The sequence below is a fragment of the Pseudomonas fluorescens genome (genome assembly GCF_902497995.1).
In the GTDB taxonomy this organism is placed as follows: Bacteria; Pseudomonadota; Gammaproteobacteria; order Pseudomonadales; family Pseudomonadaceae; genus Aquipseudomonas; species Aquipseudomonas fluorescens_BK.
Map to the genome: position 1 here is coordinate 1 of NZ_CABVII010000035.1, position 23,514 is coordinate 23,514.

Sequence of the window (23,514 nt, forward strand, 5' to 3'; positions counted from 1 at the left end):
CCACGCAAGCACTGGTGATACTGGCTCGCAAACTCGCTCGAATCGTATTCGCCCTACTGAAAGGGCAGAGCGAATACCAACCGAAAGCAGGTTGAGGCTTCCCCTCAACCATAGAATCTCCCACAGTGGATGTGTGTCAGTGCAGCTTGAGGCGAGGCTCCGTCCCGCGTCCGATCTTGCTGCCCAGCATCAGCATTGCCGTGCGGAACGCGCCATACAGTGCCATCTGATGCATACGGTACAGCGACACATAAAACATCCGTGCCAGCCAACCTTCGAGCATCACGCTGCCGGTCAGGTTGCCCATCAAGTTACCCACAGCCGAAAAACGCGACAGCGAGATCAGCGAGCCATAGTCGGTGTACTTGTACTCCGGCATTGCCTTGCCTTCGATGCGCAATTTCAATGATTTTGCCAGCAGCGAAGCTTGCTGATGAGCAGCCTGGGCGCGTGGCGGCACATTGCGATCAGTGCCCGGTTGCGGGCAGGCTGCGCAGTCACCGAAGGCGAAGATGTTTTCGTCGCGGGTGGTTTGCAGGGTTGGCAACACTTGCAGTTGATTGATGCGATTGGTTTCCAGGCCATCGATGTCCTTGAGAAAACCCGGTGCGCGAATCCCGGCTGCCCAGACTTTCAGGCTGGCGTTGATCACTTTGCCGTCGGCGGTGATCAGGCTATCGGTCGTCACTTCGCTGACGGCCGCATTGGTCATCACATTGACCCCGAGTTTTTCCAGGGTTTTATGCACCGGCCCGCCAATCCGTTCCGGCAGCGCAGGCAGCACCCGTGGCCCGGCTTCGATCAGGGTGATGTGCATGTTTTCCGGCTTGATCCGGTCCAGGCCATAGGCCGCCAGTTCATGGGCGGCGTTGTGCAGCTCGGCGGCCAGTTCGACCCCGGTGGCGCCGGCACCGACGATGGCGACGCTGATCTGCTCGACCGTGTCGGTTTGCCCGGCGTGGGCGCGCAGATAGTGGTTGAGCAATTGCTGATGGAAGCGCTCGGCCTGCTTGCGGGTGTCAAGGAACAGGCAATGCTGCGCCGCGCCCTGGGTGCCGAAATCGTTGGTGGTGCTGCCAACGGCAATGACCAGCGAGTCGTAGCCCAGTTCACGGGCCGGGACCAGCTCCACGCCGGCTTCGTCATAGGTCGCGGCCAGCTGGATTTTCTTCTGTGCGCGATCAAGCCCGCTCATGCGTCCCAGCTGGAACTCGAAGTGGTTCCACTTTGCCTGGGCCACATAGTTGAGTTCGTCTTCGGAAGAGTTCAGGGAACCGGCCGCCACTTCGTGCAACAGCGGTTTCCAGATATGGGTCAGGTTCGCGTCGACCAGCATCACACTGGCCGTGCCGCGCTTGCCCAGAGTCTTACCCAGACGGGTAGCCAACTCCAGACCGCCGGCGCCGCCGCCAACGATGACAATACGATGAGTCATGGGGATATCTCGCAAGGCTAAAAGAAATCGGTGCAATTACCCGAGCGAGCGCGAGGCAGCTCATAGCGTCAGGTAACTGATAAATCGGCTCAACAGGCCTAAACCAATGGTCACTGCCAATACCACCACCAGGAGCATCCACGGCCGAAAAGGCCGGCGCTCGACTCGGTGCTGGGACAGGTGCAGGTACTCTTCGACATGCTTTTGGTCGTCGGGGTTCAGGCGGCTGGTCATTTCGGGCCTCGTCAGGTAGACGTTGCTAAATGTTTAGAAGCTACAAGAGGGTTTTACCCCACGTTGAACGGAGCATAGCCGCTGTCTGGGATGGGCTCGACGCGCACCGTATCGTCCAGGCGAATGATTCCACTTTGTATCACCCGGGCAGTGATTGCGCCATGTCCGCGTCGGCAATCAATTCCTGCATCGGACTCACAGGCTGATCCCGACGTCGAACACAATGCTGCGACCCAAATTGCTGCGCAGGAAATCCGGCGCATCCGGGTGCGCGAACAACACCCGTGCGAACGTAGGACCGACCAGCGACAACGAACGCCAGCCTTGCCGCAGATACTCGGTAGGCGGCGGGAAATGACTGTTGAGGTCCAGCACTTCGCGCTTGAGGCTGGCGAAGGCAATAATGTCCAGGTCCCCCAGGTCCATGCCGCGCTCTTTGTAGTTGTGCGCTTTTTTGCGCAAGGTTGGCGCCAGTCTCAGCAAGAATTCGTTGGCCGGAATGCGTCGGGGTTTGGCCTCGCGCCTTACCAGTTGGCTCAGGGAAAACGCGCTGCGTCGGCGTTGCAGTTCATCGCGCCACTCGTCGTTGAGGCGCCGGCCTTCGTCGAGGACGAAGAACACCTCGAAACTGGCGTCACGGAACAGCACGTCCGGCGGCTCGCCGGCCGGTGCGAACTCGTCGGCGCGGTAGGGAATGTTCAGGCCCTGCAACAGGCGCTGGCACACCCAACGCTCACGCTCCCATTTGCGGGCATTGGAGAGAAACGCATTGGCTTGCTCGGCCGCAATGGTCAGCAGGCGTAAATAATCTGAATCATCCATAAGCCCAAGCTTAGCGTTCAAATGCGATCGCAAAGAAGACAGTTTGTCGCAGAAGGTCAGAAATCTGCCGGATCTGCGGCGCCATGCCCGCCACACATTCATCCCGCGCCCGGTTCAGGGCATTGCACAAAACGGATAGCGATCTGCGCGAAGTGGATATTGCCCCATGCCTGGCATCTTTACCCTCGGCTATACGGACGTTAGCCGTGTTACCGACGCTCTTAAAAACAACAACAAGAGATAGATGCCATGCGCAAGATCGACGTACATGAGGTTATCGACAACGCACGATTCAACCGTTTTCACTGGATGGTGCTGTTCTGGTGTGCCCTGATCATCATCTTCGATGGTTACGATCTGGTGATCTACGGCGTAGTGCTGCCGATGCTGATGAAAGAGTGGGGGCTCAGTCCCCTGCAAGCGGGCGCACTGGGCAGTTATGCACTGTTCGGAATGATGTTCGGCGCGCTGTTTTTCGGCCCGCTGTCGGACAGGATCGGCCGCAAAAAAGCCATCACGATATGTGTGATGCTCTTCAGCGGTTTTACCGTCCTCAACGGATTTGCCCGCAACCCCACCGAGTTTGGCATTTGCCGATTTATCGCCGGCCTGGGTATTGGCGGGGTAATGCCCAACGTCGTGGCACTGATGAACGAGTACGCGCCGAAGAAAATCCGCAGCACGCTGGTGGCGATCATGTTCAGCGGTTATTCGGTGGGCGGCATGCTTTCGGCGGGGCTTGGTATCGTGCTGATCCCGAGTTTTGGCTGGCAATCGGTGTTCTACGTGGCGGTGCTGCCGTTGCTGTTGTTGCCCTTGATCATGTACTTCCTGCCCGAGTCGGTGGGTTTCATGCTGCGCCAGGGGCACAATGCAGAGGCGCGCGACATCCTGCAGCGGATTGATCCGGCTTACGTCGCGCAAACCGGCGATCAACTGCACATGAGCGACGCGAAAGGTACTGGTGCTCCGGTACTGCAACTGTTCCGCGAGGGCCGAGCGCTGCGTACGCTGATGCTGTGGCTGGCCTTTTTCTGCTGCTTGCTGATGGTCTATGCCTTGAGTTCCTGGCTGCCGAAACTGATGGCCAACGCCGGTTACAGCCTGGGCTCGAGTCTGTCGTTCCTGCTGGTACTCAACTTCGGTGCCATTTTCGGCGCGGTGGGCGGTGGTGTGCTGGGTGACAAACTCAACTTGCCGCGGGTGTTGGCGGTGTTCTTCGCCGGTGCCGCCGTATCGATCACCTTGCTGGGATTCAACAGCCCGATGCCGGTGCTGTACTTGCTGATCGCCATTGCCGGGGCTACCACCATCGGCTCGCAGATCCTGTTGTACGCCTGCGCTGCGCAGTTCTACTCCATGACCATTCGCTCCACCGGCCTGGGGTGGGCGTCGGGCATCGGGCGCAACGGCGCCATCGTCGGACCGCTGCTGGGCGGTGCCTTGCTCGGGATCAACCTGCCGCTGCAACTGAACTTCATGGCCTTTGCCTTGCCCGGTGCAGTGGCCGCGATTGCCATGACCGTGTTCGCCATCAGCAGTCGGCGCAGTGCCCGGCAAGCACTATCGGGCTCGCAGCAAGGATCGCCTGACGGGACTGTCGGCGAAGTTTCATGAAAGCGTTATTCCAGGACTTTTCCCTGTCGGCGGCAGTCGCCGGATTTATCGCCACGGTGATTTCCTACGCCGGCCCGTTGGTGATCATCTTCCAGGCTGCCGAGACCGCACACCTCTCGCGAGAAGTGTTGTCGTCCTGGGTCTGGGCGATTTCCATCGGCAGCGCCGTGCTCGGAATCGGCCTGAGCCTGCGTTATCGCGTACCGGTGATCATCGCGTGGTCGGCGCCGGGTTCGGCGTTGCTGGTGGCGTTGTTGCCCGGGATCTCGATGCCGGAGGCGGTGGGGGCTTACCTGGTCAGCAGCCTGATTATCTTTCTGGTCGGGGTGTCCGGGGCGTTTGACCGGATCATCGGCAAACTGCCCGCGGCCATTGCGGCCGCGATGCTGGCGGGGATTCTGTTCAGCTTCGGCACCGGGTTGTTCGTCTCTTTGCAGGGCAAACCGTTGCTGGTGCTGGCGATGTTTGCCACCTACCTGGTCTGCAAGCGGGTGATGCCGCGTTATGCGGTGTTGATGGTGCTGCTGGTGGGGTGTTTGCTCGCCTTGCTTGCCGGGGATCTGCACCGTGAAGCGCTGGTGATCGGTTTTGCCACGCCGGTGTGGATCACCCCGACGTTCAGCCTGAGCGCGACCCTGAACATTGCCTTGCCCCTGGTGATGGTGGCGCTGACCGGCCAGTTTGTACCCGGCATGGCAGTGCTGCGGGCCAGCGGTTACTCGACGCCGGCCGGCCCGATCATCGCCAGCAGTGCGTTGGGCACGGCGCTGTTGGCACCGTTCGGTTGTCATGGGCTGAACCTGGCGGCGATCACCGCGGCCATATGCACCGGCCGCGAGGCCCATGAAAATCCCGGCCAACGCTATGTGGCCGGTGTCGTGGGTGGCCTGTGTTACCTGGTGCTGGGGATCTTCGGCGCCACCCTGGTTTCACTGTTTTCGGCGTTCCCCAAAGAACTGATCGCAGCCCTGGCCGGGCTGGCGCTGTTCGCCGCGATTGCCGGGGCGTTGGCCGGTGCCATGGCCGTACCGAAGGATCGCGAAGCGGCGCTGGTGACCTTTCTCACCACCGCGTCGGGCATGTCGTTGTTGGGGTTGTCCGCTGCATTTTGGGGGCTGATTTTCGGCATGGTCACCCACGTGCTGTTAAACGCCCGTCGTCCTGTTCCTCGCAGCGAAATCGCTGCGGCTGAAGCACTTCAACCTGTCGATCAATAAAAACAAGAGAAAAACGATGAAACAGATTCTCCCAGCAACCGGTTCAGCGTTGTCCATGGCTGTCGTCTCGAGTTTCGCCGCTGGTGCGATGGCCGCCGAGGGCGGTTTCATCGAAGACACCACGGCGACCTTGCAAGCGCGCAATTACTACTTCAGCCGGGACTTTTCCGACATCGTCGGCGCCAACCGGCAATCGAAGGCCGAAGAGTGGGCACAGGGCTTCATCCTCAACGTCAAGTCCGGTTACACCCAAGGCCCGGTCGGTTTTGGTGTGGATGTCATCGGCCTGCTCGGCCTCAAACTCGACAGCAGCCCGGACCGGGTCAATACCGGTTTGCTGCCGGTGCAGGATGACGGCCGTGCGGCGAATGATTACAGCCGACTGGAAGGCGCGTTGAAGGTGCGCTACTCCAAGACCGAACTGAAGGTGGGTGAATTGCAACCCAACGTGCCGGTGCTGGCCTTCAGTGATATCCGTCTGCTGCCGCCCAGCTATCAGGGCGCAAGTATCAGCTCGAACGAGATCGATGGCCTGACCATGCAAGGCGGCCACTTGAGGTCCACCAGCCTGCGCAACGAGGCCGGCGACGAAAAGATGCAAGCCATGCTCGGTCATATACCGCAGCGCCAGGTCAGCAGCGATGGCTTCAACTTCGCCGGCGCCGATTACGCCTTCAACGACAAGCGCACCTCGGTCGGCGCCTGGTTCGGGCAACTGGAAGATATCTATAACCAGCGCTTTCTCGGCCTCAAGCACAGCCAACCGTTGGGCAACTGGACCCTGGGCGCCAACCTCGGTTATTACGATTCGCGCGAAGACGGCAAAAAGCTGCTGGGCAATATCGACAACCAGGCGTTCTTCTCCCTGCTGTCGGCCAAACGCGGCGGCCACACGTTTTATCTGGGTTATCAGGGCATGTTCGGTGACAGCGCCTTCCCGCGGGTCTTTGCCAATATCAGTCCGCTGGGCAACGAAGTGCCGACCTACGAGTTTGCCTACACCGATGAGCGCTCCTGGCAGGCGCGTTACGACTACGATTTCGCGGCCCTTGGCCTGCCGGGGCTGACCAGTACTGTGCGCTACATCACCGGCAGCAATGTCGATACCGGCCTGGGTTTTGAAGGCAAGGATCGCGAACGTGATCTCGATCTCGGCTATGTGCTGCAGAGCGGCAGCCTCAAGGGCCTGGGTATCCGCGTACGCAATGTGATGGCGCGTTCCAACTACCGGAGTGACATCGATGAGAACCGTTTGATCCTCAGCTATACGTGGACGTTGCTATAAAGCAGCGATCACAGATTGCTCATGCAGTTGCCCATCACTTGATACGTCACGCGATGGGTCTGGCCCTGATGATCGATGTAGACCATAGTCGCTGGCACAACGTCGCAGGCGGTTGCGGTGTCGGACACTGAAATCACTTCGGCAATGTCCAGTGGCTCCGCCGGGTTGTACGGGGTGGCGGCCGGCTCGTTGCCGGCGGCCATGGCCGAGGTGGCGACAAGGGTCAGAAACAGGCTGATCAGGGTTTTCATTTTTCCGTGCTCCGTGTTGAATCCGATACCTGAATTCTAGTCTTTGCCCTCGCCGGATAAAGAGGCCTGTGCTTGATGCAGCCTTACAGGAAACGTAACAATCTTCGCCCCGGAGGGCCCATGGATCTGCTCAATAACTTGCGGGTGTTCGTCCGCGTGGTGGACTGCGCAAGTTTTACCGCTGCCGCCGATGCGCTGGACCTGTCGACCGCGCAAGTGTCGCGACTGGTGGCGGATCTGGAGCAGCATGTGCAGGCGCGCTTGCTGCAACGCACCACGCGGCGGTTGAGCCTGACCGAGGCCGGAGAACGCTTCCTGCTGCGCAGTCGGCAAATACTCGAAGAAATGGAGGAGGCAACGGCAGAGGCGCGCGGCGCTCATCTCAAACCGAGCGGACGGCTGCGGGTGCACAGCATGAATGGCCTGGGCGTGTTGATCACGCCATTGATCGCCCGTTACAGCGAGCTTTACCCGGATGTGGTGTTCGAACTGACCCTGTCGCAGCGCAATCCCGATCCGCTGGAGGAAGGGCACGATGTGGTGATTTCGATCGCCCATGAACTGGCCGATTCGCAATTGGTCGCCCAGGCCATCGGACAGATCTACAGCGTGCCCTGCGCCTCCCCGGCGTACCTGCAACGGCGTGGCGTGCCCCATACACCGCTGGCGCTGAACGAGCATCAGTGCCTGCGCATGCTCGACCCGTTGTACGGCGATGATTGGGTCTTCCAGGACGAGCATGGCGAACAGGCGGTCAGCCCGGCGAAGACCTTTCAGTGCAACGTCGCCGAATCGATGGTCAAGGCCTCGGAGGCCGGCATGGGAATCAGCCTGATTCCGTTCTATATCGCATCGCGCCCCTTTAGCGATGGCACCTTGTTGCGTTTGCTGCCGGCCTGGCGCCCCCGTCAACGCAAGGTGTACGCGCTGTACCCGTCACGGCGATTTCTCGATGCCAAGGTTCGGACCTGGGTGGACTTTCTCAAGGCTGAATTGCCCAAACTGTTCGCCGAGCACGAGGCGGTGATGGACGATCCGCGGCATTGGGCCTGAAGTCGAAGAGCATGCGAAGGGCGGTGTAGACTGAGGGCCTGTTCTCTTTCGGCAAGACAAGGGAGTATGCCCAGCCATGATCGGCGCCGAGCTGCTGTCACCTGAAACCCTCACGGTGGGGTTGTTGATCTATGGACCGGTGCTGATCTGGGCCGTTGCGCGAGCACCGTGGGTCGAGTTGTTCAGCGACAGTCGACGCCAGCATCTGTTGTTCGGTACGGTATTCGCGCTGTTCATGCTCTGGCTGGTGCGGCGAGACTTCGATACCGGAGTGTCCTACCACTTTATCGGCATGACCGCCGTGACCCTGTTGCTCGACTGGCCGCTGGCGATTGTCGGCGGGTTGGTCGCACAGGCGGGATTGGTGCTGCTCGGGCGCCAGGATCTGGCGGCGATGGGGGGCAATGGTGCGCTGTTGATTCTGCTGCCGGTGCTGGTTACCGAATGCTGCGCGATCCTGGTGGAGCGAGCACAGCCGCGTAATCCCTTTGTGTATATCTTCGTTTCCGGTTTTTTTGCAGCGGCGCTGTCAGCGTTGCTGTGTCTGCTGCTGGCGCTGTGGTTGCTGTGGTTCGACGAACGTTTTGCCATGCCCTATTGGCTGGAAGACTTTGTCGGTTACCTGTGGCTGATCATTTTCCCGGAGGCGTTCATCAACGGCATGGTGGTCAGCGCGCTGGTGGTGTTCTGTCCCGAGTGGCTCGAGACCTTCAATCGCACGCGTTATCTTTCGGCGCCCTGGAAGGACGACGATCGAGGATCTGGCGGATGAATTGCAGTTTCTCGCCGAGAGCCTCGATCATGGTCTGGACTACCGCTTTATGCGGCCCTGATGATCGCGATCAGTGACGCGGATCGAAGTCGCCGCTGAACAACTCGTCCTCGGCATCGGGGGCCACCGGAATCTTGTGTTCTTCCGACGCCCAGGCGCCCAGGTCGATCAGCTTGCAACGGTCCGAACAGAACGGCCGGAATTTGCTTTCGGGGCTCCATTCGACAGGGGCGCCGCAGGTTGGGCAATCGACGGTTGGGGGTTGGCTCATGACTGGCCTCCACGCAAAGTAAGGTAAAAGTGATGCAGGCGTTCGACCTCGCTGTGCAGCCAGGCGAGGTCGCGGTCGTTGACCACCACATCGTCGGCATGGCTCACGCGATCCTGGCGGCTGGACTGGGCCTTGAGGATCGCATGGACCTGTTGTTCGCTGGTCTGGTCACGCTGCAGGGTGCGTTCGATCTGTAGCTGTTCGGGGGCATCGATTACCAGGACCCGTTGGGTCATGGCGTATTGCCCGGACTCGATCAGCAGCGGCGAAACCAGAATCGCGTAAGGCGATTGTGCCTTGCCCAGATGGTCGGCGATTTCTGTAGCGATCAGCGGATGCAGCAGCGCTTCGAGCCACAACCGTTCTTCCGGCACTTCGAAGATCAGTTTGCGCAGCGCCGCGCGATCCAGTTGCCCGTCCGCTTGCAACACGCCGGGGCCGAAGTGTTGGGCGATCTTCGCCAGGGCCGGACGCCCCGGTTCCACCACCCAACGCGCCGCATGGTCGGCGTCCACCAGGTGCACGCCCAGATCGATGAAGTGCTGGGCCGCGGCGCTTTTGCCGCTGCCAATGCCGCCGGTCAGGCCGAGAATCCAGGGTTTTTCCACAAAGGTATTCATTTCAAACCGACAAACTGCCAATAGAAGTCGGTTATTTGACCACCCCAGAGCAAGGCAATCCAGCCGGCAATCGCCAGATAGGGTCCGAAAGGCATCGGCGTCGAGGTTTTCGCGTTGTGCATGCGCAGTAAGATCACGCCGATAACGGCGCCCACCAGGGATGACAACAGGATGGTCAGGGGCAGGATCTGCCAGCCGCCCCAGGCGCCGAGCATCGCCAGCAACTTGAAATCACCGTGGCCCATGCCGTCCTTGCCGGTGATCAGCTTGAACAGCCAGAACACCGACCACAGCGCCGTGTAGCCGGCTATCGCGCCCCACAACGCCTCCTGCAACGGCACGAACAGGCCGAAACTGTTGACGATCAATCCGAGCCACATCAGTGGTAGCACCAGCACATCCGGTAATAGCTGGTGCTCGGCGTCGATCAGGCTCATGGCCAACAGGCCCCAGCTCAGGACAAATGCCATGCACGCAGGCCAACCGAACCCGAAGTGCCAGGCGATGAACGCCGACAGCAGGCCGCAGGCCAGTTCGGTCAACGGGTAGCGTTTGCTGATCGGCGTCTTGCAGCTTGAACATCGACCTCGTAGAAACGCAAAACTGAGCACTGGAATGTTTTCCCAGGCCCGAATCCGGTGGCCACAGTGCGGGCACTGAGAGTGGGGCATTAGCAGGTTGTAAACCGGCTGGGGCGTTTCCTCAGGCAAACCCAGAATGTCATGGGCCTGCCCTCGCCACTCACGCTCGAGCATTTTGGGCAGGCGCCAGGTCACTACATTGAGGAAGCTGCCGACCAGCAGGCCGACCCCTGCTGCAATGACGACGAAGGCCAGTGGATAGACAGTCAGAATTTCGTTCAAGGGCATGTCAGATCGCAGAGCCGAGTTGGAAAATGGGCAGGTACATCGCAACCACCAGGCCACCGACGACAACCCCCAGTACCACCATGATGAACGGTTCCATCAGGCTGGTGAGGTTATCGACCATGTTATCCACTTCGTCCTCGTAGAAACCCGCGACCTTGTCGAGCATGTCGTCCAGTGCCCCGGACTCTTCGCCAATGGCCGTCATCTGGATCGCCATGTTCGGAAAGATGCCGGAGGAGCGCATGGAAAAATTCAGCTGCATGCCGGTCGACACGTCCTGCCTGATGCGCAGCACGGCACGCTTGAACACGATGTTGCCGGTCGCACCCGCCACTGACTCCAGTGCCTCGACCAACGGCACGCCGGCGGCGAAGGTGGTCGACAGCGTACGGGCATAACGGGCCACGGCGGATTTGTACATCAGCGTGCCAATCAACGGCAGTTTCAGCAGCCAGGTGTCCGTCCGGTCCCGAAAGCCTTGTGACGTCTTGAAGGCGTGTCGCAGGCCGAAGACCGCTGCGATCAGTCCGCCGAGCATCACCCACCACCAGTCCTGCATGAACTTCGACAGGCCGATGATCATGACGGTGAAGGCCGGCAGTTCGGCGCCAAACCCCTTGAACACCGACTCGAACTGCGGCACCACCTTGACCAGCAGAATCGCGGTCACGATGATCGCGACAAACACCACGGCGAGCGGGTAGGTCATGGCTTTCTTGATCTTCGCCTTGAGGCTTTCGCTCTTTTCCTTGTAGGTCGCTACCCGTTCCAACAGGGTGTCCAGAGCGCCGGCCTGTTCGCCGGCATCGACCAGATTGCAGTAGAGCTCATCGAAATACTGGGGCTTCTTGCGCAACGCCGCGGCAAAGCTGTTACCCGCCGCGATTTCCTGTTTCACTTCGTCCACCAGTTTGCGCATGGCCGGGTTATCGAAGCCTTCGCCGATGATGTCGAACGATTGCAACAGCGGCACGCCGGCTTTCATCATGGTCGCCATCTGCCGGGTGAACAGGGCAATGTCCTGGGCCTTGATGCGTTTGCCCAGATTGAAGATCGAGGCGGATTTCTTGCGCACCTTGCCGGGATTGATCCCTTGTTTACGCAACTGCGCCTTGATCAGCGCCGGATTCTGACCGCTGAGTTCGCCGGTCATTTTCGAACCTTTCCTGTCCGTGCCTTCCCAGGCATACACGCTGATTTTTGCTGCTTTGACCGCCATGTTCAGTCCTTGGTGACCCGATTGATTTCTTCAAGGCTGGTGATGCCCTGCATGGCCTTGATCAGCCCGGAAGTACGCAGGTCGTTGAACCCGTCTTTACGCATCTGGGTATCGATTTCCAGTGAGTTGCCCTCGGCCATGATCAGCCGTTGCAACTCGGGCGTGTTCTTCACCACTTCATAAATCCCTACGCGCCCTTTATAACCGCCGTTGCAGTGATCGCAACCGACCGGTTCATAGATCGTGAACGAGCCGATGCGTTCCGCGGGGAAACCCTCCTTGAGCAACGCCTCCCGGGGAATCTCGATCGGTCTCCTGCAATGGCTGCACAATTTGCGCGCCAGGCGCTGAGCGATGATCAGGCTCACCGAGGTGGCGATATTGAAGCCCTGGATGCCCATGTTGTGCAGGCGGGTCAGGGTTTCGGCGGCGCTGTTGGTGTGCAGGGTCGACAGCACCAGGTGCCCGGTCTGGGCGGCCTTGATGGCGATCTCCGCCGTTTCCAGGTCGCGGATTTCGCCGACCATGATGACGTCCGGATCCTGACGCAGAAACGAGCGCAGCGCCTGGGCGAAACCCAAGCCCTGCTTGGGGTTGACGTTGACCTGGTTGATGCCCTCCATGTTGATCTCTACCGGGTCTTCGGCCGTGGAGATGTTGATGTCCACGGTGTTGAGGATATTCAGGCCGGTGTAGAGCGACACGGTCTTGCCTGAACCGGTGGGTCCGGTGACCAGAATCATTCCCTGTGGCTGCTTGAGAGCGGCCATGTACAAATCTTTCTGGTCGGGCGCGTAGCCAAGCGCATCGATGCCCATTTGCGCACTGGACGGATCGAGGATCCGGATCGCCACTTTCTCGCCCCACAGGGTCGGCAGGGTGTTGACCCTGAAGTCGATGGACTTGCTCCTGGACAGGCGCATCTTGATCCGCCCGTCCTGAGGCCGGCGTCGTTCGGAGATGTCGAGGCTGGCCATGACTTTCAGCCGCGAAGCGATGCGGTTGGCCAGTTGAATCGGCGGTTTGGCGACTTCACGCAGCATGCCGTCGGTGCGCATCCGCACGCGGTAGGTTTTTTCGTAGGGCTCGAAATGCAGGTCGGAAGAACCGCTCTTGATCGCATCGAGCAACATCTTGTGGACGAAACGCACCACGGGCGCGTCATCGGCATCCTGTCCGGCGATGGCGTCCTGATTGTTGTCATCGATCGACTCGATGTCCAAGCCATCGAGGTCAACGTCGGCCATGTCTTCCAGGCCGGTACTGTGGCTGTCGAAGAACTTCTCGATCGCTGCCGTGAGTTTTTCGTCTTCGACCAGAATGGCTTCGGTACTGAGCCCGGTGCTGAACTGGATATCGTTGATGGTCTGGTGATTGGTCGGATCGGAAACCCCCACGAACAATTTGTTGCCGCGTCGCCAGAGGGGCAGGGCGTGGTGCTGGCGGATCAGTTTCTCGCTGACCAGGCCCCTGGGTTGGGTTTCCTTGTCCAGGCAATTGAGGTCCAGCAGGGCCATGCCAAAGTGCTCCGAGGCAATCTCGGCAACCTGACGGCTTTTCACCAGTTTGTTTTGCACCAGGTAGCTGACCAGAGAAATCCGGTTGCGCCGGGCTTGCTGATACGCCAGTTGCGCGCTTTTGTCAGTGAGCAGTTCGGCCAGGACCAATTGCTTGGCCAGGCCGCTAAGGGCGATGTCATTCATGGGGATACCGGACACAAAAAATGCATGACTTATAGCCTAGTCAAGCGGCGGAGCCAAACCAGTGGGGCGCAGGTGACAATAATTGTCAGAAAGTGCGGATCCTGAGGGTAGGAAAGGGCGCTGCGTTGCTCTCACCCCCCGGACAACCGGGGTTGAAGCGCTTGGCATGGACTGTGCTACAGCCGGTTCAGATCATGAGACTTCGACTCATGCATGGAGCTTGTCTATGAATAATCAGAAAGGTTTTACGCTTATTGAATTGCTGATCGTTGTGGCGATCATCGGGATTTTGGCGACGTTTGCGCTGCCGGCTTACTCGAAATATCAGGCGCGAGCTAAGGTGACGGCAGGCCTGGCGGAGATTTCGGCGTTGAAAGTGCCGTTTGAAGAGCTTATGAATAACGGAACCAGCCCGGCAGATGTGACGGCAATTGGCGGAGTTAGCCCAACCTCAAATTGCGCACTAACTGCTTCTGGAACAGCCACTAGTGGTGCGGGCACAATTATTTGCGAGATAGCAAACGCGCCCGCGCCGGTATTAGGCAAGAAGATCACGCTAACGCGCTCGACGAATGGCTGGGCTTGCACCACCGAAGTTGAACAAGAATATGCGCCTAAAGGCTGTACTGGTAAGTCCTGATTTAGGTATCCATACCCCGTCTCGATGAGGCGGGGTTTTTTTTTGCCTACGGTTCAAAATCACTGGGAAAAAATCCCCAAAATTCATGGCGTTAGGCCTACCGGAAAACCCGCAACTTGCATGTAGAAAATTTCAATGTCATGCAATTTGCATGATTTCGAAAATAGTCAGTTTTTTTAACTTATTGATTTATAACGACTTAATAGCTATCTCAAAGTTGGCACAGCGTTCGCAACATACCCGGTAACCCTGCTGACAAGACACGCAGCAGACTTTATGAAAAAACAGGAGTTACTCGTATGAAGAAGTTCGCTATCGCTGCCGCTGCTGCTACCGCGCTGACCCTGACCCTGGCCAACACTGCATTTGCCCAGACTCAAGCCACTCAAGCACCCATGGTGCTGGCCGCCGGTGAGATGACCAAAGCCACAGAAGCTACTTCCGATACCTGGATCACTACCAAAGTCAAAGCAGACCTGGTCACCGAAAAAGGCATTCCTGGTACTGACATCAAGGTCGAAACCAACAAAGGTGTTGTTTCCCTGTCGTCGACCGTTGCCGTGACCGACGCACAGAAAGCCACCGCAGTGGCTATCGCCAAGAAAATCAAAGGCGTCCAAGCGGTCTCCGCTGACGGCCTGAAAGCCGAGTAAGGCAAGACTTCTCGCCTGAACCGGGAGAAGGCGCGGTAGACGAGCCGAGTCATACGTCTGCCGCAACTTAGAGTTCATGCGAAAGGCCACAAGGATGTGGCCGTTACAGGCCTCGGACATTCGTGTCCGGGGCCTGTTCTATTGTGAGCGACACACAACAACTTTAGGAGCAAGCTTGCTCGCGATAGCGGTGTAACAGTCAATGCAAATGTTGAATGTTAGGGCCTCATCGTCGGAACGCCGCCCGGAGCAAGCTTGCTCCTACAAAGATTTATGTCGTGCCTAATTACCGCGCTTGCTGGTGATCTGCATCAAGCGATTACCTTCAAACCGCAAGTACTGGTACATCCCGCCGTTTGGCCCGTAGGTCCATTCCTCGACCTGGAACTCTTCCCGTCGGTCGGCGCTGCGTTTATAGCCCAACACATCGCGGCTGACCGGTTCACCGCATTTGTGCACCACCTCGCCGGACCTGTCACCGACGCTGACCAATTGACTGCCGCAGCGCAGGGTATCCGCGGCGCAGGCATGACTCGCTGCCAGCGCCAGGGTCAGGCCTGTCAGCAATCGTCTGCGCATCATTCGGCATCCAGGTGCAGTGGCGTAATCACCCGACCGTCGCTTTCCGCCTGACCCAGGCTGGCGTCGATGAAGTACACGCGCTCGTCGGCCAACTGAGCCTTGTCGACCAGATAGTCCTTGATGCTGCTGGCGCGATCCTGACCCAGCTGCCGCAACAACACGTCGCTGGAACTCCAGAACTGGATCACGCCCTCACGCATTTTCGCGGTGCGTTCTTCCTTGCCCAGGTCCTTCCATTCGGCGGGGGGCTGAGTCTTCAGGCGTGTGCGGTAAATACCTTCGAGCAGCGGACCTTTCTCGCTGTCCGGTACTTCCACCAGCGAGGCTTTAGCCGGCACCTTGTCACCGCGGCGCTGCAGCATTTTATAGTAGTTGTACTTGTATTCCCGTTCCAGGCGTTGCTCGGCAATCAGCGGGCCATCACTGCTTTGCGCGGCAGTACCCTCGATCTCCAGGCGCAGGGCCGGACGCTCCTTGAGCGCCTGGGACAGTTTGATCAACGAACCCTCGGCGTCCTTGCTCAGGTCGCTTGAACCCGGCGCAAACGCGACCGTGCCCAAATCTTGCGAACCACCGCCACTGACCAGGCCACCAATCATCTTGAATGGCGCCGCGGCGGCCTTGACGACCAGGTTGCGTAGCGTCTGCCAGATGATAGGCATGACGCTGAACTGCGGGTTGTTCAGGTCACCGGTCACCGGCAGCTCGATGGAGATCTTGCCGTCGACGTCCTTGAGCAGCGCGATGGCGAGTTTCAACGGCAGGCTCACCGCATCCGGACTGTCGACTTTTTCACCGAGTTGCAGTTGTTCGACCACCACCTTGTTTTCAGCCTTGAGCTGGCCTTTGGTGATCCGGTAATGCAGATCGAGATTGAGCCGGCCCTTGCGGATGCGATAGCCGGCGAATTTGCCGGAGTAGGGCGTCAGGGTCGTCAGTTCCACCCGCTTGAAACTGGTGGCGATGTCGAGGCTGGCCATCGGGTCGAACGGGTTGACCGAACCCTTGATGGTCACCGGTGCATAGCGGTCGACCTTGCCTTTGATGTCGACACTGGCCGGTTTCGCCTGGCGACTGTCGATGGTGCCGATCTGTCCGTTGAGCTGTTGAATGGCAGTGGCGAAGTTCGGGGTCAGGCTGAAGTCGGCGAAGTTCGCCGAGCCGTCATTGATGGCAATGCCGCCAATATGGATGCCCAGTGGTTTGTCCTTACCGGCGGGCTTGGCGGCGGCGGTCTTTGTGCCGGCGTCAGGCGGTTGCGGGATCAGCAGGTCATCGACGTTGGTGGTGCGGTCGTCGTTGATCATGAAGCGCACATAGGGCTGGAACAGGTTCACCTTGTCGATCGACAGGCTGTCGCCGTGCTGGTAGTTCAGACCTTCGAGCACCAGTTGCTGCCACTTGAGGAAGTCGCGGGTTTTCAGGGTGTCGAGGGTATGCAACTGATCGACCTGGGCGCGGCCGGTGACGCTGAACGCCAGCGGCTCGGTGCTTTTCAAGTCGACCGCCAGATCGCTGCAGAGCATGCCGCTGCGCAGTTCGAGGCGAATGAAGGGGGTGATGTAGGACTGCGCGACCCGCAGGTCGACGTCCTTGGTTTGCACCTTCAGCCTGGCGCTGACCGGAGCCAGATTGACCTCGCCGTCCGCCATGAGCTTGCCTTGCTTGCCCACGCCCGTGTCGAGCTTGAGGTTGAAGGGCGAGCCATTGAGGCTGTCGAAGTTCTGCAGGTCCAGGTTCAGCGGGCCGACGTCCAGGGCCACGGGCGGTTGCGCCTTGCGGTCAGCCAGATGCACCTGGTAATTGCGCAGCTGAACGTCTTTGAGCAGTACTTGCCAGGGTTTGCTCGCTGGCGCCGGTTGGGGTTTCGGTGAATCGGCGGCCGCCGGGGTGCTGGCCGGTTCGGCGTTGGCCTTGGTGGCCGCTTTGGACGGTTGGCTGGCGAACAGTTTCTGCCAGTCAAGTTGCCCATCGGCTTCAAGGGCGGCCCAGGTTTCCAGTTTCCGGCTGCGGATCTTGCCGACTACCACTTGTTGCCTGGCCAGGTCGACGGTGGTTTCGCTGACGTCCAGTCGTTCGAGCTTCGCCAGTGGTCGTCCGTCCGGGGCCTTGATGGCGAAAGGTGCGACGCTGACGGCGAGATTGCTCAGCAGCAGTTCGGTTTCCTTGGACAAGTTGAGCTTATAGTCGGTGCTGAGGTTGACGACGCCCTCTTCGAGCACCAGTGGCACAGCGTCACGCACATAGGGCCAAAAGGATTTCATCTTGCCGTCGGTGATCTTCAGCTTACCTTCGGAGGCAAGCGGGATCAGGCTGAAGTTGCCGGTCCAGTCGAGCTGTCCACCTCCCGGGCCGATGGCCACCAACGTCATGTCGGCACTGTCTTCGGGCAGGGTGCTGAGGTTCTTCAGTTCGAAATCGAGTTTGTCGTAGAGGAATTCGATGGGCTCGCTCGGCCGTGCATCCTGGAAGTGCACGTAGCCGCCGGCCAGTTTGATGCGCTCGACCCGCAGGGGGAACGGTTTGGCGTTCGGGTCGGCCGGGGTGGGCTCGCTGGCGGGCAGCTTGAACAGTCCCAGCAGATTGAGCTTGCCGTCCTTGCCGAAAAGGATTTCGGTCTTGGGTTTGTCCAGTTCGATATCGGACAGGTGCAGCGCCTTGGTCCAGAGGCTGTCGATCTGCAGATTGGCGTACAGCCGCCCAAAGCCGACCTGTTCCTTGCCCGGCTCACCGATGACCAGGCCCCAAAGTGTCACCTCGAGGCTGAACGGGTTGAGTTCGATCCGCGTCAGCGTGGCGGGCGTCGTCGCGTAATTGGCCAGTTGCTGGTTGGCCACTCGCAACGCGATACCCGGCAAAATCAGAAACCCCAGCAGGCTGTAGAGGGCCAGCGCGGTCAACAGGGCGCCAATGGCGCGAATCAATCCTTTGGACATGTGCGGCTTCATTTGTCTGAATCGGAGTGCCTTGGAGTATGGCACGCGATTCTGGTTCCGAAGGCACTGCGCTTTGGAGGATTTGTTTTACCTTATTGCTTTGATCTCAGAGCTGCAGGATCAGCGTTTTCAGCGGCGGCTGTTGATCCATGGACGGAAAATCGCCACCCGGTTTCATCACTGTCCACTCACGCACGGGCCGCCCGGCTTTCTCGGCACACCGCAAAACCTGCTCGCGCCAGTCGTCCATGCTGACTTTTGCCAGGTTGTTGCAGCAGATCAGCACGCCATCGTCGGCGGTGGTCAGTAGCGCCGGTTTCAGCAGGCTCTGGTAGTCGCGCAGCAGGTCGACGGTGCCGAACGCGCTCTTGGCCCAGGCCGGCGGATCCAGTAGCACCAGATCGTACTGGCGCGGTTCCAGGCGCTGATAACTCGGCAGTTTCTGCCCGCGGCGCTGGCTGATGGGCAGGCCGGCCAACTGCCGGATCGCCGGGAAGTAGTCGGACTGGATGAACCGCATGCCTGGCAGTTGCGGATTGAGCAAGCCATTCTCGCGACCGACCGCCAGGTTGCCTTCGGCGAAGTCCAGGTTGCACACCTCGCTGGCGCCACCGGCTGCGGCGCTCAAACCGACGCCGCAGGTATAGGCGAACAGGTTCAGCACCGTTTTGTTTTGGCTGTGCTCCTTGACCCAGCCGCGGGTGTTGCGCAGGTCGAGGAACAGCAGTGGGTCCTGGCCTGCATGGCGACCGCGAACCCTATAGTTCAGGCCCCATTCATGGCCGATCAGGTCTCGCAGGGCGGCTTCATCGGCGCGGTAGACCGTGTCTTCGCGGTCGATGCGCGAGTTACCCCCGGAGCGGTCGTTGTACACCAGCAGGGTGTCGAGGCCGAGGTGCTGATTGATGGTGTCGTGCAACTGCAGCAGGGCATCCCGCGTCAAGGACTGGTGAAAGCTTTGCACCAGCAGTTGCGGGCCATAACGGTCGATTGTCAGGCCGCCAGCGCCTTCCTGGCTGCCATGGAACAGCCGATAGCAATCGGTGCCTTGCTGGTGCAGCTCGGCGAGCAGGTCCTGGCGATGATCGAGGGCGGCGCGCAGCGCCTGATTCAAGGAAGACATGCTGGGCGCCTTGCAGGAGGGAATTCGGGCGCGGGAGTTTAACAGCTATACAAGAGAAGAACCTGTAGGAGCAGCCGGGTCGACGCTCGATTGCTCGCGATGGACGTCAGAGATACGCGCAGCATCAGTCAGCACGTGTCGTCCTTGCGTTTTTCGCGGGCAAGCCTCGCTCCTACAGAATTACCCCCTGTAGGAGCGAGGCTTGCCCGCGAAAGCGTCGGATCAGTCCACATCACTGTTGAATGTGCCGGCCTCTTCGCGGGCAAGTCGGATCGCCGCACCGCTCGCTCCTACAGGGGGAAACCGCGCACCACGTTACTGGTTCAGGCGTTTATCGACCAGCTCCTGAACCACGCCGGGATCAGCCAGGGTCGAAGTGTCGCCCAAAGTGTCCAGCTCGTTGCAGGCGATCTTGCGCAGAATCCGCCGCATGATCTTGCCCGAACGGGTTTTCGGCAACGCCGGGGCCCACTGGATCAAGTCCGGTTTGGCGAAACTGCCGATTTCCTCGCTGACATGCGCCAGCAATTCTTTCTTCAGTTCGTCGTTGGGCTCGGTACCATTCATGGGGGTGACGAAGGCATAGATCCCCTGGCCCTTGACGTCGTGGGGATAACCGACCACCGCCGCTTCGGCGATGCTGTCATGCAGCACCAGGGCGCTTTCCACTTCGGCGGTGCCGATGCGGTGTCCGGAAACATTGATCACGTCGTCGATACGTCCGGTGATCCAGTAGTCGCCGTCTTCGTCGCGCCGTGCGCCGTCGCCGGTGAAGTAATAGCCGGGGTAAGGCTTGAAGTAGGTGTCGACCATCCGTTGCGGGTCACCGTAGACACTGCGAATCTGTGCCGGCCAGCTGGATTTGATCGCCAGCACGCCGCTGCCGGCGCCCTTGATCTCCTTGCCCACGTCGTCAAGCAGCACCGGCTGTACGCCGAACATCGGTTGCGTGGCGCAGCCGGGTTTGATTCGTTGGGCGCTGACCAGGGGGCTGAGCATGATGCCGCCGGTTTCGGTCTGCCACCAGGTGTCGACGATCGGGCAACGCTGCTCGCCGACGGCATTGAAATACCATTCCCAGGCTTCCGGGTTGATCGGCTCACCGACACTGCCGAGTAATCTGAGGCTCGCGCGGGACGTTTCCTTCAAGGGGGCGAGACCTTCGCGCATCAGCGAGCGCAGGGCGGTCGGTGCGGTGTAGAAGATGTTCACGTGGTGTTTGTCGATGACCTGCCAGAAGCGCGAGCTGCTCGGGTAGCTGGGTACGCCTTCGAAGATCAGGGTGGTGGCGCCGTTGGCCAGCGGACCGTAGACGATGTAGCTGTGGCCGGTGACCCAGCCGACGTCGGCGGTGCACCAGAACACCTCGTCGTCGCGGTAGTCGAGCACGTACTTGAAGGTCATCGCCGCCTGCAGCAGATAGCCACCCGTGGTGTGCAGCACACCTTTGGGTTTACCGGTGCTGCCGGAGGTGTAGAGGATGAACAGCGGGTCTTCGGCGTCCATCGGTTCAGGCGGGCAATCGTCGCTGACGTCGCGCAGCGCCTGGTGATACCACAGATCGCGACCTTCGACCCAGTCAACCTCGCCCTGGGTGCGCTCGACCACAATGACCGTGCTGACGTTCGGGCAACTTTGCAGCGCCTTGTCGACCTTCTGCTTGAGCGGCACGACTTTACCGCCGCGCACGCCTTCATCGGCGGTGATCACGGTGCGGCAGTCGGCGTCAAGAATACGGTCGCGCACCGAGTCCGGGGAAAAACCACCAAACACCACCGAATGCACCGCACCGATCCGCGTGCAGGCGAGCATGGCATAGGCCGCTTCGGGGATCATCGGCATGTAGATGCACACCCGATCGCCTTTCTTCACGCCACGGCTTTTGAGCACATTGGCCAGGCGACAGACGTTGTGATGCAATTTTTTGTAGGTGATCTGTGCGGACTCGGCGGGGTCGTCGCCTTCCCAGATGATTGCGATCTGATCGCCGCGCTTTTCCAGATGACGGTCGATGCAGTTGTAACTGACGTTCAGCTTCCCGCCGGCGAACCAGCTCGCCTCACCGGTTTTCAGGTTGTAACGCTGGACGGTATCCCAAGGCGCACTCCAATCGAGAAAGCGAGTGGCCTGTTCGGCCCAGAAGGTGCTGGGGTGCTCGATGGATTGACGGTACAGGCGCTGGTAGTCGTCTTGACCTAATTGAGCAGCCCGGCGGACGGCATCGGCTTGGGGGAACGTGCTGATATCGAACATGACGGTTCCTTATTCTTGTTTTGGTAAACAAGTAATAAAGATGCGCCGAGTGGAAGGCGGGTTCAAGACCCGAAAACAAGCCCCCCCTGTAGGAGCGAAGCTTGCTCGCGAAGCAGACGACTCGGTGTATCAAGTACACCGAGTCATCGTTTTTCGCGAGCAAGCTTCGCTCCTACAGGAGGTGGCGTCAAATCACCCGCGGTGACGACCGCGGAAGTAGTTGATCAGGCCTTGGGTGGAAGCATCGTCAGCCGGGGTTTCTTCGCTGCCGACCAGGCGGTTGTAGACGCCTTTGCCCAGCTCCTTGCCCAGCTCCACGCCCCACTGGTCGAAGGCGTTGATGCCCCAGACCACGCTTTGCACGAAGACTTTGTGTTCGTACATCGCCACCAGCGCGCCGAGACGACGCGGGCTGATGCGCTCGACCACCAGGGTGTTGCTCGGACGGTTGCCCGGAATCACCTTGTGCGGTGCGATTTTCTGTACGTTTTCTTCGCTCATGCCCTTGGCACGCAATTCGGCTTCTGCCTCGGTGCGGTTCTTGCCGAGCATCAGCGCCTGGCTTTGGGACAGGCAGTTGGCGTACAGCCACTGGTGATGGTCGGACACCGGGTTGTAGCTGACGATCGGCACGATGAAGTCGGCCGGGATCAGCTGGGTGCCTTGGTGCAGCAACTGGTGATAGGCGTGCTGGCCGTTGCAACCCACGCCACCCCAGATGACCGGACCGGTGTCGGTGGACACGGGAGTGCCGTCCTGACGGACGCTCTTGCCGTTGGACTCCATGTCCAGCTGTTGCAAGTGTTTGGTGATGTTACGCAGATAGTGGTCGTACGGCAGGATCGCATGGCTCTGCGCGCCCCAGAAGTTGCCGTACCAGACGCCGAGCAAAGCCAGCAGCACCGGCATGTTCTGATCGAATGGCGCACTCTGGAAGTGCTGGTCCATGGTGTAGGCGCCGGACAACAGTTCCTTGAAGTTCGACATGCCGATGGCCAGGGCAATCGGCAGGCCGATGGCCGACCACAGGGAGTAACGCCCGCCGACCCAATCCCACATCGGGAAGATGTTTTCTTCGCGGATACCGAACGCCACGGCCGCAGCGTTGTTGCTGGATACGGCGATGAAGTGACGATACAGCTCGGCCTCCGAGCCACCTTGAGCCAGGTACCAGGCACGTGCGGCCTGAGCATTCTTCAGGGTTTCGAGGGTGTTGAAGGATTTCGACGAGACGATGAACAGCGTGGTCTCGGCGCGCAGCTTCAGGGTCAGTTCGTGGAACTCGCTGCCATCGATGTTCGCCAGGTAGTGGCAGCGCACGCCTTTCTGCGCGTAGGACAGCAGCGCTTCGGAGACCAGCTCCGGGCCGAGGAAGGAGCCACCGATGCCGATGTTCACCACGTCGGTGATCGGCTTCTCGGTGTAACCACGCCACAGGCCATCGTGAATACGGCCCACGAGGTCGGTGATCTGGTTCAGTACCTTGTGCACTTCCGGCATCACGTTGACGCCGTTGACCGACAGCTTGTCGCCCACCGGGCGGCGCAGGGCGGTGTGCAAGGCCGGACGACCTTCCGAGGAGTTGACAATTTCGCCGTCGAACAGCGCTTTGATCGCGCCCTGGAGGTCGACTTCGTTGGCCAGGCCCACCAGCAGGTTGCGGGTCTGGGTGTTGATCAGGTTCTTCGAATAGTCGAGAAACAGACCACAGCTGCTGAGGGTGAATTGAGTAAAGCGCTGCGGATCGGCATTAAAGGCTTCGCGCATGCTGAAATCCTGCATGGCTTGGCGGTGGTCATTCAACGCTTGCCAGGCGGGCAGAGCGGTCACATCGTGAGGAGTGCGGTAGTACGCCATCGCTGCGGGTTTCCTTTTTACTTGAACGGCCTTTTGAACACTAAAAATCGCGGAACGCTGTGGGTGGGCGGTCCGGTCAACTGCGTCGACACGATTTCATGG

Annotated in this window: 21 protein-coding genes and 1 pseudogene; 7 read left to right on the forward strand and 15 right to left on the reverse strand. The window is 59.8% G+C overall.

Translation table 11 applies throughout. The annotated features are described in order from the left end of the window. Positions 1 to 136: 136 nt before the first annotated feature. The 4 genes and pseudogenes from F8N80_RS28120 to F8N80_RS28135 all read right to left on the reverse strand — a co-directional run bounded on the left by F8N80_RS28120 (position 137) and on the right by F8N80_RS28135 (position 2,491). Entirely contained in the window at positions 137 to 1,435 is a 1,299-nt protein-coding gene (locus F8N80_RS28120; protein ID WP_150785182.1) for an NAD(P)/FAD-dependent oxidoreductase, read from the reverse strand. A gap of 60 nt (positions 1,436 to 1,495) precedes the next feature. Then, positions 1,496 to 1,669, reverse strand: a complete 174-nt coding sequence (locus tag F8N80_RS28125; RefSeq protein WP_008028730.1) for a DUF3094 domain-containing protein — start codon at positions 1,667 to 1,669, stop codon at positions 1,496 to 1,498. 53 nt (positions 1,670 to 1,722) lie between these two features. Further along, positions 1,723 to 1,839, reverse strand: a pseudogene (locus F8N80_RS28130) (MOSC domain-containing protein); the annotation flags it as partial. A gap of 25 nt (positions 1,840 to 1,864) precedes the next feature. Next, entirely contained in the window at positions 1,865 to 2,491 is a 627-nt protein-coding gene (locus F8N80_RS28135) for a DUF1780 domain-containing protein (RefSeq protein ID WP_047533376.1), read from the reverse strand. A gap of 249 nt (positions 2,492 to 2,740) precedes the next feature. Between F8N80_RS28135 and F8N80_RS28140 the strand changes: the two genes are divergently transcribed. The 3 genes from F8N80_RS28140 to F8N80_RS28150 are packed head-to-tail and all read left to right on the forward strand — an operon-like array spanning position 2,741 to position 6,610. Then, positions 2,741 to 4,108 carry an aromatic acid/H+ symport family MFS transporter gene (locus F8N80_RS28140; RefSeq protein WP_150747756.1) on the forward strand — a complete coding sequence of 456 codons (1,368 nt, stop codon included), beginning with the start codon at positions 2,741 to 2,743 and terminating at the stop codon, positions 4,106 to 4,108. Further along, positions 4,105 to 5,325: a benzoate/H(+) symporter BenE family transporter gene (locus F8N80_RS28145; protein WP_150747755.1), complete on the forward strand. Its 1,221-nt coding sequence runs from the start codon at positions 4,105 to 4,107 to the stop codon at positions 5,323 to 5,325. Before F8N80_RS28140 ends, F8N80_RS28145 begins: the two co-directional genes overlap by 4 nt. 16 nt (positions 5,326 to 5,341) lie before the next feature. Beyond that, the gene (locus F8N80_RS28150; RefSeq protein WP_150747754.1) at positions 5,342 to 6,610 is read left to right on the forward strand and encodes an OprD family porin; all 1,269 of its coding nucleotides are present in this window, start codon (positions 5,342 to 5,344) and stop codon (positions 6,608 to 6,610) included. A gap of 8 nt (positions 6,611 to 6,618) precedes the next feature. Here F8N80_RS28150 and F8N80_RS28155 read toward each other — a convergent pair whose 3' ends face one another. Next, the gene (locus F8N80_RS28155; RefSeq protein WP_150747753.1) at positions 6,619 to 6,861 is read right to left on the reverse strand and encodes a DUF2790 domain-containing protein; all 243 of its coding nucleotides are present in this window, start codon (positions 6,859 to 6,861) and stop codon (positions 6,619 to 6,621) included. 120 nt (positions 6,862 to 6,981) lie between these two features. Between F8N80_RS28155 and F8N80_RS28160 the strand changes: the two genes are divergently transcribed. Together F8N80_RS28160 and F8N80_RS28165 are read left to right on the forward strand one after the other, a co-directional pair. Next, on the forward strand, positions 6,982 to 7,914 hold the full coding sequence (locus F8N80_RS28160; RefSeq protein ID WP_150747752.1) for a LysR family transcriptional regulator: 933 nt from the start codon (positions 6,982 to 6,984) through the stop codon (positions 7,912 to 7,914). 76 nt (positions 7,915 to 7,990) lie between these two features. Continuing rightward, complete coding sequence (locus tag F8N80_RS28165) at positions 7,991 to 8,686, forward strand: energy-coupling factor ABC transporter permease (protein ID WP_150785183.1); 696 nt, start codon at positions 7,991 to 7,993, stop codon at positions 8,684 to 8,686. A gap of 70 nt (positions 8,687 to 8,756) precedes the next feature. Here F8N80_RS28165 and yacG read toward each other — a convergent pair whose 3' ends face one another. From yacG to pilB, 5 genes are read right to left on the reverse strand one after another with little or no spacing between them, the layout of a single operon-like run. Beyond that, the gene (yacG, locus tag F8N80_RS28170; protein WP_150747750.1) at positions 8,757 to 8,957 is read right to left on the reverse strand and encodes a DNA gyrase inhibitor YacG; all 201 of its coding nucleotides are present in this window, start codon (positions 8,955 to 8,957) and stop codon (positions 8,757 to 8,759) included. Then, positions 8,954 to 9,577, reverse strand: a complete 624-nt coding sequence (gene coaE, locus F8N80_RS28175) for a dephospho-CoA kinase (RefSeq protein ID WP_150747749.1) — start codon at positions 9,575 to 9,577, stop codon at positions 8,954 to 8,956. The genes yacG and coaE overlap by 4 nt, the downstream gene beginning before the upstream one ends. Then, entirely contained in the window at positions 9,574 to 10,446 is an 873-nt protein-coding gene (locus F8N80_RS28180; protein ID WP_150747748.1) for a prepilin peptidase, read from the reverse strand. The genes coaE and F8N80_RS28180 overlap by 4 nt, the downstream gene beginning before the upstream one ends. 1 nt (position 10,447) lies before the next feature. Further along, positions 10,448 to 11,665 (reverse strand): type II secretion system F family protein, encoded by a 1,218-nt coding sequence (locus F8N80_RS28185; protein WP_150747747.1) that lies wholly within the window; start codon positions 11,663 to 11,665, stop codon positions 10,448 to 10,450. A gap of 2 nt (positions 11,666 to 11,667) precedes the next feature. Then, positions 11,668 to 13,368, reverse strand: a complete 1,701-nt coding sequence (pilB, locus tag F8N80_RS28190) for a type IV-A pilus assembly ATPase PilB (protein ID WP_150747746.1) — start codon at positions 13,366 to 13,368, stop codon at positions 11,668 to 11,670. A 226-nt stretch (positions 13,369 to 13,594) separates the two neighbouring features. On the opposite strand from pilB, the gene F8N80_RS28195 reads away from it, so the two are divergent. Continuing rightward, positions 13,595 to 14,008, forward strand: a complete 414-nt coding sequence (locus F8N80_RS28195; RefSeq protein ID WP_150785184.1) for a pilin — start codon at positions 13,595 to 13,597, stop codon at positions 14,006 to 14,008. Positions 14,009 to 14,307: 299 nt separating this feature from the next. Next, complete coding sequence (locus tag F8N80_RS28200) at positions 14,308 to 14,661, forward strand: BON domain-containing protein (RefSeq protein WP_150747744.1); 354 nt, start codon at positions 14,308 to 14,310, stop codon at positions 14,659 to 14,661. A 282-nt stretch (positions 14,662 to 14,943) separates the two neighbouring features. Here F8N80_RS28200 and F8N80_RS28205 read toward each other — a convergent pair whose 3' ends face one another. From F8N80_RS28205 to pgi, 5 genes are all read right to left on the reverse strand, one after another. Then, the gene (locus F8N80_RS28205; RefSeq protein ID WP_150747777.1) at positions 14,944 to 15,240 is read right to left on the reverse strand and encodes a DUF2845 domain-containing protein; all 297 of its coding nucleotides are present in this window, start codon (positions 15,238 to 15,240) and stop codon (positions 14,944 to 14,946) included. Continuing rightward, positions 15,240 to 18,191 carry a DUF748 domain-containing protein gene (locus tag F8N80_RS28210; RefSeq protein WP_150785185.1) on the reverse strand — a complete coding sequence of 984 codons (2,952 nt, stop codon included), beginning with the start codon at positions 18,189 to 18,191 and terminating at the stop codon, positions 15,240 to 15,242. The genes F8N80_RS28205 and F8N80_RS28210 overlap by 1 nt, the downstream gene beginning before the upstream one ends. A 94-nt stretch (positions 18,192 to 18,285) precedes the next feature. Next, the gene (locus F8N80_RS28215) at positions 18,286 to 19,302 is read right to left on the reverse strand and encodes a class I SAM-dependent rRNA methyltransferase (protein WP_150785186.1); all 1,017 of its coding nucleotides are present in this window, start codon (positions 19,300 to 19,302) and stop codon (positions 18,286 to 18,288) included. Between the two features lie 315 nt (positions 19,303 to 19,617). Next, positions 19,618 to 21,555 (reverse strand): acetate--CoA ligase, encoded by a 1,938-nt coding sequence (acs, locus tag F8N80_RS28220; protein ID WP_150785187.1) that lies wholly within the window; start codon positions 21,553 to 21,555, stop codon positions 19,618 to 19,620. Between the two features lie 192 nt (positions 21,556 to 21,747). Next, the gene (gene pgi / locus F8N80_RS28225; RefSeq protein WP_150748290.1) at positions 21,748 to 23,412 is read right to left on the reverse strand and encodes a glucose-6-phosphate isomerase; all 1,665 of its coding nucleotides are present in this window, start codon (positions 23,410 to 23,412) and stop codon (positions 21,748 to 21,750) included. Positions 23,413 to 23,514: the final 102 nt, after the last annotated feature.

Bases quoted from the DNA above. Each gene is read 5' to 3' on its own strand.
- F8N80_RS28140 (WP_150747756.1), top strand. From the start codon at position 2,741: ATGCGCAAGATCGACGTACATGAGGTTATCGACAACGCACGATTCAAC.
- coaE (WP_150747749.1), bottom strand. From the start codon at position 9,577: ATGAATACCTTTGTGGAAAAACCCTGGATTCTCGGCCTGACCGGCGGC.
- yacG (WP_150747750.1), bottom strand. From the start codon at position 8,957: ATGAGCCAACCCCCAACCGTCGATTGCCCAACCTGCGGCGCCCCTGTC.
- F8N80_RS28125 (WP_008028730.1), bottom strand. From the start codon at position 1,669: ATGACCAGCCGCCTGAACCCCGACGACCAAAAGCATGTCGAAGAGTAC.
- acs (WP_150785187.1), bottom strand. From the start codon at position 21,555: ATGTTCGATATCAGCACGTTCCCCCAAGCCGATGCCGTCCGCCGGGCT.
- F8N80_RS28120 (WP_150785182.1), bottom strand. From the start codon at position 1,435: ATGACTCATCGTATTGTCATCGTTGGCGGCGGCGCCGGCGGTCTGGAG.
- F8N80_RS28145 (WP_150747755.1), top strand. From the start codon at position 4,105: ATGAAAGCGTTATTCCAGGACTTTTCCCTGTCGGCGGCAGTCGCCGGA.
- F8N80_RS28210 (WP_150785185.1), bottom strand. From the start codon at position 18,191: ATGAAGCCGCACATGTCCAAAGGATTGATTCGCGCCATTGGCGCCCTG.
- F8N80_RS28135 (WP_047533376.1), bottom strand. From the start codon at position 2,491: ATGGATGATTCAGATTATTTACGCCTGCTGACCATTGCGGCCGAGCAA.
- F8N80_RS28195 (WP_150785184.1), top strand. From the start codon at position 13,595: ATGAATAATCAGAAAGGTTTTACGCTTATTGAATTGCTGATCGTTGTG.
- pilB (WP_150747746.1), bottom strand. From the start codon at position 13,368: ATGAATGACATCGCCCTTAGCGGCCTGGCCAAGCAATTGGTCCTGGCC.
- F8N80_RS28180 (WP_150747748.1), bottom strand. From the start codon at position 10,446: ATGCCCTTGAACGAAATTCTGACTGTCTATCCACTGGCCTTCGTCGTC.
- F8N80_RS28200 (WP_150747744.1), top strand. From the start codon at position 14,308: ATGAAGAAGTTCGCTATCGCTGCCGCTGCTGCTACCGCGCTGACCCTG.
- F8N80_RS28155 (WP_150747753.1), bottom strand. From the start codon at position 6,861: ATGAAAACCCTGATCAGCCTGTTTCTGACCCTTGTCGCCACCTCGGCC.
- F8N80_RS28165 (WP_150785183.1), top strand. From the start codon at position 7,991: ATGATCGGCGCCGAGCTGCTGTCACCTGAAACCCTCACGGTGGGGTTG.
- F8N80_RS28150 (WP_150747754.1), top strand. From the start codon at position 5,342: ATGAAACAGATTCTCCCAGCAACCGGTTCAGCGTTGTCCATGGCTGTC.
- F8N80_RS28215 (WP_150785186.1), bottom strand. From the start codon at position 19,302: ATGTCTTCCTTGAATCAGGCGCTGCGCGCCGCCCTCGATCATCGCCAG.
- pgi (WP_150748290.1), bottom strand. From the start codon at position 23,412: ATGGCGTACTACCGCACTCCTCACGATGTGACCGCTCTGCCCGCCTGG.
- F8N80_RS28185 (WP_150747747.1), bottom strand. From the start codon at position 11,665: ATGGCGGTCAAAGCAGCAAAAATCAGCGTGTATGCCTGGGAAGGCACG.
- F8N80_RS28160 (WP_150747752.1), top strand. From the start codon at position 6,982: ATGGATCTGCTCAATAACTTGCGGGTGTTCGTCCGCGTGGTGGACTGC.
- F8N80_RS28205 (WP_150747777.1), bottom strand. From the start codon at position 15,240: ATGCGCAGACGATTGCTGACAGGCCTGACCCTGGCGCTGGCAGCGAGT.